The organism is Mesorhizobium sp. LNHC232B00 (assembly GCF_000502435.1).
Classification (GTDB): Bacteria; Pseudomonadota; Alphaproteobacteria; order Rhizobiales; family Rhizobiaceae; genus Mesorhizobium; species Mesorhizobium opportunistum.
Genome location: NZ_AYWP01000008.1, coordinates 153689 through 166067 on the forward strand (window position 1 = coordinate 153689; position 12379 = coordinate 166067).

Consider the following 12379-nt stretch of genomic DNA (forward strand, 5'->3'; position numbering starts at 1 on the left):
AACCAGGGGGAATGAACCGATGACGACACCGGCCACGGAAAACAGCTATTCGGCCTATGAAGGCAGCTGGCGCATGGGACTTCTGCTCGTCCTCGGGCTGCTCATCTTCCAGGCCGGCGCCCTCTACGGAATGGGCCATCCGCCGATATGCACCTGTGGCTACGTCAAGCTCTGGCATGGCGTGGTGAACAGTTCCGAGAATTCCCAGCACATTTCGGACTGGTACACCTTCTCGCACATCATCCACGGCTTCCTGTTCTATGCGCTGGCAAGGTTCCTGTTCCCGCGTTCGCCGATCGGCCTGCGGCTGGCCTTCGCCGTCTTCATCGAGGGCGGCTGGGAGCTGCTCGAGAACAGCCCGTTCATCATCGAGCGGTATCGCGCCGGCACCATCTCGCTCGACTATTATGGCGACAGCATCATCAATTCGGTGTCCGACACGCTGGCCATGGTGCTGGGATTTGTGATGGCGCGAAAGCTACCTATATGGGTGATCGTCAGCCTCGCCGTCCTCTTCGAACTGGGTACCGGCTATCTCATCCGGGACAATCTGACACTCAACGTGATCATGCTGCTGCATCCGTTCGAGGCCATCAAGCAGTGGCAAAGTGGAATTTAGCTATGACGACATTTTCTCCCCGCGAAATCGTTTCGGAACTCGACCGCTTCATCATCGGCCAGAAGGACGCCAAGCGCGCCGTGGCCATCGCCCTGCGCAACCGCTGGCGCCGCCAGCAGCTTGAAGGCCAGATGCGCGAAGAGGTGATGCCGAAGAACATCCTGATGATCGGGCCGACCGGCGTCGGCAAGACCGAGATCTCGCGTCGCCTGGCGCGGCTGGCCGGTGCGCCTTTCGTCAAGGTCGAAGCCACCAAGTTCACCGAAGTCGGCTATGTCGGCCGCGATGTCGAGCAGATCATCCGCGACCTGGTCGAGATCGCCATCGGCCTGGTGCGCGAGAAGATGCGAGAGGACGTCAAGGCGCGCGCCCACGTCAACGCCGAGGAACGCGTGCTGGAAGCGCTGGTCGGCAAGACGGCGAGCCCGGCCACGCGCGACAGTTTCCGCAAGAAGCTGCGCGACGGCGAACTCGACGACAAGGAAATCGAGATCGAGGTGGCCGACACCGGCAATGGCGGCATGCCCGGCTTCGAGATCCCCGGCATGCCGGGCGCCAATATCGGCGTGCTCAACATCAACGACATGCTGTCGAAGGCGATGGGCGGCAAGAAGACCAAATTGCGCAAGACGACGGTGAAGGAATCCTACGACCTCTTGGTCAACGACGAGTCCGACAAGCTGCTCGACCAGGACGAGGTGGTGCGCCGGGCGCTCGATGCGGCGGAAAATGACGGTATCGTCTTCCTCGACGAGATCGACAAGATCGCGGCGAGATCCGACATTTCCGGCGGGCCTTCGCGCGAAGGCGTGCAGCGCGACCTGCTGCCGCTGGTCGAAGGCACCACGGTGGCGACCAAATACGGGCCGTTGAAGACGGATCACATCCTGTTCATCGCTTCCGGCGCGTTCCACGTCTCGAAGCCGTCCGACCTTTTGCCGGAGCTGCAGGGCCGCCTGCCGATCCGCGTCGAGCTGCGCGCGCTGGAGAAGGAGGATTTCGTCCGCATCCTGACCGAGACGGAAGCGAGCCTGATCAAGCAGTATATCGCGCTGATGAAGACCGAGGACGTCGAGCTGACCTTCACCGACGATGCCATCGATTCGCTTGCCGGCATCGCCGTCGATCTCAATGCCAGCGTCGAGAATATCGGCGCCCGGCGGCTGCAGACGGTGATGGAGCGGGTGCTGGACGAGATTTCCTACGATGCGCCGGACCGCAACGGCACATCGGTCACCATCGACGCCGCCTATGTCGAAAAGCATGTCGGCGATCTCTCGCGAAACACAGATTTGTCGCGATTCATCCTTTAAAAGCCGGCGCCGGTTCATCCGGCGCCGGTTCAGGCAACACGTCCCGGCAAAAGCATCATGTGTGGCCAGATGGTACCATCTGGCCACCTTTCGTCTTGCCTTGTGCGGGGGCGCTCTCGACTCGACCAAGAGCTTTACCTAGTTTGCGCGGCAATTCTCGATCTCTTGGGCAATTCTCGATCTCTTGGGCAATTCTCGATCTCTTGGTTTGACGCAACTCCGGACGGAAAACCGTTTCACACTTTCCTGGAATTGCCTGGGCAGCGGCGGCGCATGAAAAAACTCATCCTGGTCCTTCTCGGCCTGACGTTGGCGGCGACGCTGTTCGGCGCGCAAGCGGCGACATTGGTGCCGCCGGGAAACCGCAATGCCGAGCAGCCGGACATTCCGGGCGCCTCGAGCCGGCGCACGCAGGCGACCAACACCACCTTCCAAGCGAAATACCGCAAGGTCTACGCTTTGCTGCAGAATGACGCCGACCTGCGCGCCAAGATCAGGAAGGCGGCTGCCGCCTACGGCATCGATCCGATGCACATCGTCGGCGCCATCGTCGGCGAGCACACCTACAATGTCGATGCCTATGACCGGCTGCAGACCTACTACGTCAAGGCGATCTCCTACCTCTCCAGCAAGCTGTCCTTCGCCTATGACGGCGAGGACATCACGGATTTCGTGCAGCGGCCGGAATTCAGGAAATGCGCCGGAATGTCGGACAGCTACGATTTGTGGGAATGCCGCGAGCAGGTGTGGAACCGCTCGTTTCGCGGCAAGACCGTTGGCGGGACAAGCTTTCCCGACGACCGTTTCGGCGCCACCTTCTTCCAGCCCTACTATGCCGGCCAGACTTTCGGGCTCGGCCAGCTGAACCCGCTGACCGCCCTGCAGATGAGCGATCTCGTGCACAAGGTGTCCGGACTGCCGGAGCTCGACGTCGCCGACCCCAATGCGGTCTACAAGACCATCATGGATCCGGACCTGACACTGCCTTACGTGGCGGCGACGATCCGGAAATCGATCGACGCCTACAAGAGCATTGCCGGCTTCGACATTTCGGGCAATCCGGGACTGACCGCCACGCTCTACAATGTCGGCAATCCGGAGCAGCGCGCCTATGCGCTGAAGGCCGAAAACGACAAGCGCCGCGCTGCCGGCGAGCCGGCGAAACTGCCGGAAGAGAATTATTACGGCTGGCTGGTCAACGACAAATTGTCGGAGCTGAAGGCGCTGTTTTAGGGCGCGGCCCTCTACCTTCCCTTTGTGGGAGGTCGGACCGAAGGTCCGGGTGGGGGTCGGTGCCGCCCCCATCCCCCTGCTTCGCAGCGAGCCTCCCCACAAGGGGGAGGGTAAATCTCACGCCGCCAGCAACGACTTCAGCTTGACGTCCTGGGATCCCAGCGCTTCCGGCGTGGGCTTTGCCCGCTTGCCGATCAGCATTTCGGCCAGCCTGATGTCGCGGGCGACCGCATTGCCGGGGCCGATGCCGCTCGCCGCCACCAGCCTGCCGTCCTCAGCCAAATGGAACAGGATGAAGGCACCTTCGCCGAGATCGCGGCGCACCGTGCTCCGGCCTTCGTCCGAGAGCCCGGCGATCTGCAGCGACAGGCCATACTGATCCGACCAGAACCATGGCACCGCCGCATGCGCCTCGCCGGCGCCCAGCATGTTTCTGGCGGCCAGTGCGCCCTGTTCCTGGGCGTTGCGCCAGGCTTCCAGCCGCACGCGACGGCCGCCATAGACGGCGAGCGGGAACGAACAGCAGTCGCCGGCGGCAAAGATGTCGGGATCGCTGCTGCGCAGTTGCTCGTCCACGGCAATGCCGTTTTCGATCGCCAGGAAAGCTTCGGCGGCCAGCGCGGTCACCGGCACGGCGCCGATGCCGATGATGGCGAGATCGGCGGATACCTCTCGGCCGCCGGCAAGGGCGATGCGAACTTGCCTGCCGTCGTCGGCGATCGACGCAATACCGTCGCCGCACAGTATGTCGACGCCTTCGGCAATGTGCGCCTGATGGATGATTTCGGCGATCTCGGCCGGCACGCCGCGCATCAGGATGCGCGGCTGCGCCTCGATGACGGTGACCGAGGCGCCGAGCTTGCGGGCCGCGGCGGCGAGTTCCAGGCCGATGAAGCCGCCGCCGATGATGGCAATGCGGTTGCCGGCTCTGAGATGGGCGCGGATGGCCAGCGCATCGGCGAAGGTGCGGAGATAGACGCAGCGCGCGCCAAGGCCGGGCATCGGCAGCTTGCGCGGGGTCGAGCCGGTGGCCAGCAGGAGCTTGTCGTAGGGCAGCACCGAGCCGTCCGACAGGCGCACCGCATGCGCCGCGCGATCGATCGCCACGGCCTGGACGGAATGGATATGGCGGATCGACTTTTCAGCCAGCATCTCGTCGCTGGCGATTGCCTTGATTTCCGGCGCGTCGCCGGCCATCGCGTCCTTGGACAAAGGCGGTCTTTCATAGGGCAGGTGGGGTTCGTCGCCGACCATCGTCACCGGCCCGTCATAGCCGAGATCGCGCAGCGCGAGCGCTGCCCGCCCGCCGCATTCGCCGGCGCCGATGATGACCATGCCGCGCGCCATATCCATCACCCGATCTGGACCAGGACTTTGCCGGCGTCGACCTTGACCGGATAGGTTTTCAAGTTGACGCAGACCGGCGCGCCCCTGGCCGCACCCGTCTTGTAGTTGAAGCGGCCATTGTGCTTGGGACATTCGATGATGTCGTCCATCACCAGCCCGTCGGCGAGATGCACCTTCTCATGCGAGCAAAGCCCGTCGGTGGCGAAGTACTCGTCGTCAGGGCTGCGGTAGATGGCGAAGGTGCGGCCGCCATGATCGAAGCGCATCACGTCCTCTTCGTCTATGTCATCGGCAGCACAGGCCTCGACCCAGTCGCTCATTTGTTCCTCCGCAAAAATCGCATTGTCATTCCGCCGCGGCGGCGACGGCATCGCTGTGGAATTCCTCGCGATACGGCCTGGCGGTCGGCGGCAGTTCGCGCTTGAGGAAATAATCCTCGTTGCGCAGCTGGCGCAGGAAGACCGGTATCATCTCGCGGTAGCCGGCCAGGATCGACGGCGTCGGCGCCGGCAAATCGTGCTTGATCAGCGCATGCAGCTTCGGCAGCGCATGGTAGGGCACCATCGGGAACATGTGATGTTCAACGTGATAGTTCATGTTCCAGTAGATGAAACGACTGATCGGGTTCATGTAGACGGTACGGCTGTTCAGCCTGTGGTCGGTGACGTTGTCGGCCAGGCCGCCATGCTGCAGCAGGCCGACCATGACATGGTGCCAGGCGCCATAGAGCCTGGGCAGGCCGACCAGCATCAAGGGCAGGAACGAGCCGGAATAGAGCGCCAGCGCGACGGTCGCGGCATAGATGGCGGTCCAGACGCGGGCAATGCGGATCGCCTTGCCCTGTTCCTGTTCCGGAATGAAGGTCTTTTCGGCGGCGCTGATGTTGCCGGCGGCGTTGCGCAGCATGTCTGACATCGCATGCCAGGCATCGAGCACGCCGACAAAGCCGAGGATGGCGCGGACCAGGTCCGGCGGCCGCATGACGGAGATTTCCGGGTCGCGGCCGACGATGATGGTGTCGGTGTGGTGGCGCGTGTGGCTCCAGCGCCAGGTCACCGGATTGCGCATGATCATGAAGCAGGCGATCTGGTAGACGACGTCGTTCATCCACTGCGTGCGGAAGGCCGTGCCGTGGCCGCATTCGTGCCAGCGTGAATCGGTCGAAGAGCCGTAGAGCACGCCATAGACGAAGAAGAACGGCACGCACCACCAACTGCCCCAGAACCAGACGCCGCCGGCGCCGCTGACGACGAGCGCTGCAATCCAGATCGCGGTATCGCGGATCGCCGGACCGTCGGAGCGCTGCATCAGCTCCTTCATCTGCTTGCGCGGAATGTCGGTGTGATACCACTCGGCCGCCGACAGGCCGTCCTCCACGGCGAGCTTGGCGTCGCGGCCGATCAGGCTGTAGTCACGCCGGGACGGCGCTATGGTCATGGTTGCCTCCCTCGGCAGGGCATTGGCGAATGCCTGATATTGCCAGCTTCCACCGTCAAAATAACGCCGAGCCATGATAGACTCAACATCATAAAGATAGTTTCTATCATTTCCTATCAGAATGATGTATTGATACCCTGCAATTCGAATGAGGGCGATCATGGCGAAACGGCCGACCATCACCGACCTGGCGCGCATCTCCGGTGTCAGCGTCGCCACGGTGGACCGCGTGCTCAACAATCGCCTGCCGGTGCGCGAGGAAACCGCGCGCCGCGTCTATGAGACCGCGACCGAGATCGGCTATCACGCGGCCGGCCTGATCAAGCAGCGCATGCGCCATGAACTGCCCGAATACCGGCTCGGCTTCCTGCTTTTGAGAGGCAATGACGTCTTCTACGGCGACTTCGCAACGGAGCTCGAACTGGCGGTCTCGCAGTCGCAGCGGTTCCGTGGCGCTGCAACCATCGACTTCGCCAGTTCCCTGGTCCCAGACGAGATCGCCGCCCAGATGCGCAGGCTGGCGGCAAAATCGAGGGCCATCGCCGTTGTCGGCCCGGACCATCCGACCCTGACCGCGGCGGTCGAGGCGTTGAAGGCGAGAGGGCAACCGGTGTTCTCGCTGCTGTCCGATTTCGCCGCCGGTATCCGCGAGGGCTATGTCGGCCTCGATAACCGCAAGGTCGGCCGTACCGCGGCCTGGATGATCGCCAGGGCGGCGCGGCAGCCCGGCAAAATCGCCCTCTTCGTCGGCAGCCATCGCTTCCATGGCCACGAGTTGCGCGAGATCGGCTTCCGCTCGTTCTTTCGCGAGCATGCACCCGACTTCAGCGTGCTCGAAACGCTGGTCAATCTGGAGGCAAACCAGGTGACCCATGATGCGATGATCGATCTCCTGGCGCGCTATCCGGACCTTGCCGGCTGCTACGTCGCGGGTGGCGGCATGGAAGGCGCGGTCTCGGCGCTGCGTGCAGCAAGGCCCGTAAACATGCCGGTGGTCGTCTGCAACGAGATCAATGCCGCGTCGCGCGCGGCACTCGCCGACAACATCCTCACCATGGTGATCTCGACGCCGCTGGCCGCGCTCTGCAGGGAACTGGTTGATCGAATGGTGCATGCCATCGAGGCCGGCGCCGCCAACGCACCTGGCCAGACCTTCCTGCCCTTCGACATCTATCTGCCGGAAAATATCTAGCCTTTCCCGCCCGAGAGTAGCGGCCGGAAATGATAGAATCCATCAGAACGATCCGAAATTCCGGCGGCAGGCCGCGGAATCGCCCTTGACGTTCCGCTGGAATGGAATAAATATTTCACCAGCTGTGTATTTTGGTTCTTTCGTTCCGGAATATCTGTTTCAAACAGAGGGTTTGGCATTCCTGCCGATGCGGGAGCCACACGGAACGAAGACATCAGGGAGAGATTCCCCGGGGAGATCGGGGATTCCGGATAGATCGGTGCAACCGGACACCAAAAGTGGAGGAGAGATTACAATGAAGAAACTGCTTTTGGGCGTCGCCTTCGCGGCGCTGATGAGTTCATCGGCCATGGCCGCCAAGATCGGCGTGTCGATGGCCAAGTTCGACGACAACTTCCTGACCGTGCTACGCAACGGCATGATCGAGCAGGCCAAGGGCATGAGCGGCGTCGAACTGCAGGTCGAAGACGCGCAGAACGACGTTGCCAAGCAGCTCGACCAGATCAAGAACTTCGCGGCTTCGGGCGTCGACGCCATCATCGTCAATCCGGTCGACACTTCGGCCACGCAGGCGATGTCGGACGCCGCCGCGGCCGCCAAGATCCCGCTGGTCTACGTCAACCGCGAGCCGGTCAATGTGAACACGCTGCCCGACAACCAGGCGTTCGTCGCCTCGAACGAGGCCGATTCCGGCACGCTCGAAACCAAGGAAATCTGCCGCCTGTTCAAGGAAGCCGGCAAGAAGGAAGCCAATGTCTATGTCATCATGGGCGAGCTTTCCAACCAGGCCGCCGTGCAGCGCACCAAGGACATCGAAGAGGTCATCGCCACGCCAGATTGCAGCTTCATCAAGATCATCGACAAGCAGACGTCGAACTGGAACCGCGACGAAGCGCAGAACCTGATGACCAACTGGCTGTCGACCGGCAAGCCGTTCGACGGCGTCATCGCCAACAATGACGAAAGCGCCATCGGCGCCATCCAGGCGATGAAAGCCGCCAATATCGACATGAAGTCGGTCGTTGTCGGCGGCGTCGATGCCACCCAGGACGCGCTGGCGGCCATGCAGGCCGGCGACCTCGATGCAACCGTGTTCCAGGACGCGGCCGGCCAGGGCGCCGGTGCGCTGGATGCGGCACTGAAGCTCGCCAAGGGCGAGAAGGTCGAGCACAAGGTCTACGTGCCCTTCCAGCTGGTGACGCCGGCCAACATCGACAAGTTCCTGAAGAAGAACTGAGCAACGGATCCACGGAGCGGCGCTCTCGCGCAAAGACAGCGCCGCTCCTCTTCCCCCGGGCGCCTTCGGGTGCCGAGGACGACCGTGGCTGATGGAGGATAGAAGATTGGCACAGACATCTCACGGCGTCGGCGGGGTCAGCTATGACGCGAAGAAGCGCAACTGGCCGGCCGAATTCAACGTCTTCCTGGCGCTCGTCATCCTGGTCGTCATCTTCGAACTGATCGGCCGTATCTTTCTCGGCGACAGTTTCCTGTTCAACACCCGCAGCGACGTCGGCGGTCTCTTCAACGAGGCACGCCTGCAGATCATCATCCTGCAGGTGTCGATCGTCGGCATCATCGCCATCGGCGTGACGCAAGTGATCATCACCGGCGGCATCGACCTGTCCTCGGGCTCGATCGTCGGCGCGACCGCCATGATCGCCATGAGCTTCGCCCAGGTGGCGACCGTCAACGGCAACCCCAATCCCAAGGCGATGTTCCTGGCGCAAGGCTGGACCGACCTGCCGGTCATCGTGCCGGTGCTGGTGGCGATCGGCTGTGGCCTGTTCGCCGGCCTGGTCAACGGCGCGCTGATCGCCTACACGCGCATTCCGCCATTCATCGCCACGCTCGGCATGATGGTCACCGCGCGCGGCATCGCCAAATGGTGGTCCAAGGGCCAGCCGATCTCGTTTCCCACCGAAAGTTTCGCGGCGATCGGCAAGGGGTTGATGCCGGTCATCATCTTCCTGTCGCTGGCTATCCTGTTCCAGCTGATCATGACCTACACCAGGTATGGCAAGCACTGTTACGCGATCGGTTCCAACGAGGACGCCGCGCGCATGTCCGGCATCAAGATCGCCAACCACAAGATCCTGGTCTACGTCATCGCCGGCATTCTCGCCGCGCTCGCGGCCGTGGTGCTTTCTTCCAAGAACCTCACCGCGCAGTCCGGCATGGGCGTGATGTACGAGCTCGACGCCATCGCCATGGCGGTCATCGGCGGCGTCTCGCTGTCGGGCGGCCGCGGCTCGATCATCGGCACGGTTATCGGCTCGCTGATCTTCGGCGTCATCATCTCCGGCTTCACCTTCCTGCGCCTCGACGCCTATTACCAGGAGATGGTCAAGGGCGTGATCATCGTCGGCGCCGTCGTTCTCGACCAATGGCGCCAGCGTATGCGGGCATTGAGGGCTTGATCATGCCAGATATCTCCACGACAGACATCGTCCTGAAGACCGAAAACCTGACCAAGCGCTATGGCGGCGTGCATGCGCTGGAAGGCGCCAATTTCGAGCTGCGCAAAGGCGAGCATGTCGCCATCATGGGTGACAACGGCGCCGGCAAGTCGACCTTCGTGCGCCAGATCACCGCCGTCGAACAGCGCACCAGTGGCCAGGTCTGGTTCGACGGCAAAGAAGTGAATTTTGCCGGGCCGATCGAGGCTCGCACGGCCGGCATCGAGACCGTGTTCCAGAACCTGGCGCTGGCCGACGACCTCGACGTGCCGTCGAACCTGTTCCTCGGCCGCGAAAAAGTGCTGTTCAACCTCGGGCCGTTCTCGATCCTAGACCGCAAATACATGCGCAAGGCGACCGAAGCTGCGCTGATCCGCACTGCGGTGAAGATCCCCAATCTGTCCAACACCATCCGCCATATGTCGGGCGGCCAGCGGCAATGCGTGGCGATCGCCCGGACCGCGACCTTCGCCTCCAAGCTGATCATCATGGACGAGCCGACGGCGGCGCTCGGCGTGCAGGAGACCGCACAGGTCGAAAACATCATCCGCACGCTGAAGGACAATGGCGAACCGCTGATCCTGATCAGCCACAACATGCGCCAGGTGTTCGACCTCTGCGACCGCATCGTCGTCTTCCGGCGCGGCCGCATCGTCGCCAATCTGCGCAAGGAGAACACGGACGGCCAGGACATCGTCTCCTACATCACCGGCGCCAAGACCGGAGAGGCGGAACTCGCGGCCTAAAACAGGGCGATCACCCGGTTTCGGGACGATCCGCGGCGCTCGCAAACAACTTGCCACCTTTTCCCGACGGGAAGGTGGAGACACAACTCTCTCGAACCCATCCCCCTAGAGGAAATATCCATGACTGTTCGTTTCGCCCTCCTCGGTGCCGGCCGCATCGGCAAGGTCCATGCCCGCGCCGTCGGCTCCAACCCGCAGGCCAAACTGGTGGCCGTCGCCGATGCCTTGGAGAAGGCGGCGACCGAACTGGCGAGCGCCTACGGCGCCGAGGTGCGCAGCATCGATGCCATCGAGAAAGCCGGTGACATCGACGCCGTCGTCATCTGCACACCGACCGACACCCATGCCGATCTGATCGAGCGCTTCGCCAAGGCCGGCAAGGCGATCTTCTGCGAGAAGCCGATCGACCTCGACGTCAAGCGCGTCGAGAAATGCCTGGCGGTGGTCGATAAGGCCAAGGCGACGCTGATGGTCGGTTTCAACCGGCGCTTCGACCCGCATTTCGCCGCCGTGCGCAAGGCGATCGACGATGGCGCCATCGGCACCGTCGAGATGGTCACCATCACCTCGCGCGATCCGGGCCCGCCGCCGATCGATTACATCAAGCGCTCGGGCGGCATTTTCCGCGACATGACCATCCATGATTTCGACATGGCGCGCTTCCTGCTCGGCGAGGAACCAGTTGCCGTGAGCGCCCATGCCTCGGTGCTTGTGGACAAGAAGATCGGCGAGGCCGGCGATTTCGACTCGGTCAGCGTCATTCTCGAAACCGCGTCCGGCAAGCAGGCCGTCATCTCCAACTCGCGCCGCGCCACCTATGGCTACGACCAGCGCATCGAGGTGCATGGCTCGAAAGGCATGGTGGCCGCCGAGAACCAGCGGCCGGTGTCGATCGAACTGGCCAACGAGAACGGCTATACCCGCCCGCCGCTGCACGACTTCTTCATGACCCGCTATCTCGACGCCTATGCCATCGAGATTGCCGCGTTCATTGCCGCCGCGACCTCGGGCAAGAAGGCGTCGCCGAGCGGCGCGGACGGGCTGGTGGCGCTGAAGCTGGCGGACGCGGCGCTGAAGTCGGCGACATCAGGCAAGACCGTTCGCCTCGATAAATAAGAACCCGGACCCAAGCCACAGGAGCAAAGCGATGAGCGCATCAGCCGATCGCAATTCACAGACACGCGCCATCGTCACCGGCGGGGCGCAAGGCATCGGCTTTGCCGTCGCCGAAGCACTGGCCGACGAAGGCTGCAAGGCGCTGGCGCTCATTGGCCGGTCGCAGGAGAAGGGCGACAAGGCGGTCGCCGCGCTCAAGAAGTCCGGCGTCGATGCGATCTTCATCAGTGCCGACGTTTCGAAAGTGGCCGACTGCAAGCGCGCGGTCGCCACCGCGCTCTCGCATTTCGGCACCATCAACGCGCTGGTCAACGCCGCTGCCACTTCCGCACGGGGCTCGCTGGTCGAAACCTCGGAAGAGCTGTTCGACACGATCTTCGATACCAATGTGCGCGGCCCGTTTTTCCTGATGCAAGGCGTGGTGGCGCATCTCCTGGAAAAGAAAGTACCCGGCTCGATCGTCAACGTGCTGTCGATGTCGGCGCATACCGGCCAGTCGTTCCTGACGCCCTATTCGACCAGCAAGGGCGCGCTGATGACGCTGACCAAGAACGTCGCCAACGCCTATCGCTTCAACCGCATCCGCTGCAACGCCGTGCTGCCCGGCTGGATGGACACCGAGGGCGAGGATATCGTGCAGAAGAAATGGCACGACGCGCCGGATGATTGGCTGGCGAAGGCCGAAGCCGCGCAGCCGATGGGCCAGTTGGTGAAGCCGGATCAGCTTGCCCGTCTGATCAGCTACATGGTCAGCCCGCAGTCCGGTGTCATGACCGGATCGCTGGTCGACTATGACCAAAGTGTCGCGGGAGCGTCACCGGAGTAGGGCCAGCTGAGTGGCCGGCTTGTCCAGCCGATAGATAGGTAACACTTTGAACCGGATACATAGGTAACACTTCTCCGCTCTATTCGTCCGC

The 12379-nt window shown here is 62.8% G+C and carries 12 protein-coding genes; 9 read left to right on the forward strand and 3 right to left on the reverse strand.

Annotated elements, in window-relative coordinates:
• Nucleotides 1-73: 73 nt before the first annotated feature.
• From X743_RS155960 to X743_RS155950, 3 genes are all read left to right on the forward strand, one after another.
• Nucleotides 74-619, forward strand: a complete 546-nt coding sequence (locus X743_RS155960) for a DUF2585 domain-containing protein (protein ID WP_245264212.1) — start codon at nucleotides 74-76, stop codon at nucleotides 617-619.
• A 2-nt stretch (nucleotides 620-621) separates the two neighbouring features.
• Entirely contained in the window at nucleotides 622-1932 is a 1311-nt protein-coding gene (hslU, locus tag X743_RS155955; protein ID WP_023765667.1) for an ATP-dependent protease ATPase subunit HslU, read from the forward strand.
• Between the two features lie 273 nt (nucleotides 1933-2205).
• Nucleotides 2206-3165, forward strand: a complete 960-nt coding sequence (locus tag X743_RS155950; protein ID WP_023765668.1) for a DUF1402 family protein — start codon at nucleotides 2206-2208, stop codon at nucleotides 3163-3165.
• A gap of 117 nt (nucleotides 3166-3282) precedes the next feature.
• Here the strand turns inward: X743_RS155950 and X743_RS155945 are convergent, their stop codons facing one another.
• The 3 genes from X743_RS155945 to X743_RS155935 are packed head-to-tail and all read right to left on the reverse strand — an operon-like array spanning nucleotide 3283 to nucleotide 5949.
• The gene (locus X743_RS155945) at nucleotides 3283-4518 is read right to left on the reverse strand and encodes an FAD-dependent oxidoreductase (protein WP_031257705.1); all 1236 of its coding nucleotides are present in this window, start codon (nucleotides 4516-4518) and stop codon (nucleotides 3283-3285) included.
• A complete protein-coding gene (locus X743_RS155940; RefSeq protein ID WP_023765670.1) occupies nucleotides 4518-4832 on the reverse strand; it encodes a MocE family 2Fe-2S type ferredoxin in 315 nt (104 codons plus the stop codon). Before X743_RS155940 ends, X743_RS155945 begins: the two co-directional genes overlap by 1 nt.
• Before the next feature lie 25 nt (nucleotides 4833-4857).
• Nucleotides 4858-5949: a fatty acid desaturase family protein gene (locus tag X743_RS155935; RefSeq protein WP_023765671.1), complete on the reverse strand. Its 1092-nt coding sequence runs from the start codon at nucleotides 5947-5949 to the stop codon at nucleotides 4858-4860.
• 160 nt (nucleotides 5950-6109) lie between these two features.
• On the opposite strand from X743_RS155935, the gene X743_RS155930 reads away from it, so the two are divergent.
• The 6 genes from X743_RS155930 to X743_RS155905 all read left to right on the forward strand — a co-directional run bounded on the left by X743_RS155930 (nucleotide 6110) and on the right by X743_RS155905 (nucleotide 12288).
• On the forward strand, nucleotides 6110-7141 hold the full coding sequence (locus X743_RS155930) for a LacI family DNA-binding transcriptional regulator (RefSeq protein ID WP_023765672.1): 1032 nt from the start codon (nucleotides 6110-6112) through the stop codon (nucleotides 7139-7141).
• 295 nt (nucleotides 7142-7436) lie between these two features.
• Nucleotides 7437-8378, forward strand: coding sequence for a sugar ABC transporter substrate-binding protein (locus X743_RS155925; RefSeq protein ID WP_023765673.1), 942 nt, complete (start codon nucleotides 7437-7439; stop codon nucleotides 8376-8378).
• A 106-nt stretch (nucleotides 8379-8484) separates the two neighbouring features.
• Nucleotides 8485-9561, forward strand: coding sequence for an ABC transporter permease (locus tag X743_RS155920; RefSeq protein WP_023765674.1), 1077 nt, complete (start codon nucleotides 8485-8487; stop codon nucleotides 9559-9561).
• A gap of 2 nt (nucleotides 9562-9563) precedes the next feature.
• Nucleotides 9564-10346 carry an ATP-binding cassette domain-containing protein gene (locus X743_RS155915; protein ID WP_013891716.1) on the forward strand — a complete coding sequence of 261 codons (783 nt, stop codon included), beginning with the start codon at nucleotides 9564-9566 and terminating at the stop codon, nucleotides 10344-10346.
• 120 nt (nucleotides 10347-10466) lie between these two features.
• On the forward strand, nucleotides 10467-11462 hold the full coding sequence (iolG, locus tag X743_RS155910) for an inositol 2-dehydrogenase (protein ID WP_023765676.1): 996 nt from the start codon (nucleotides 10467-10469) through the stop codon (nucleotides 11460-11462).
• 31 nt (nucleotides 11463-11493) lie between these two features.
• Nucleotides 11494-12288 carry an SDR family oxidoreductase gene (locus X743_RS155905; RefSeq protein ID WP_023765677.1) on the forward strand — a complete coding sequence of 265 codons (795 nt, stop codon included), beginning with the start codon at nucleotides 11494-11496 and terminating at the stop codon, nucleotides 12286-12288.
• Nucleotides 12289-12379 lie beyond the last annotated feature (91 nt).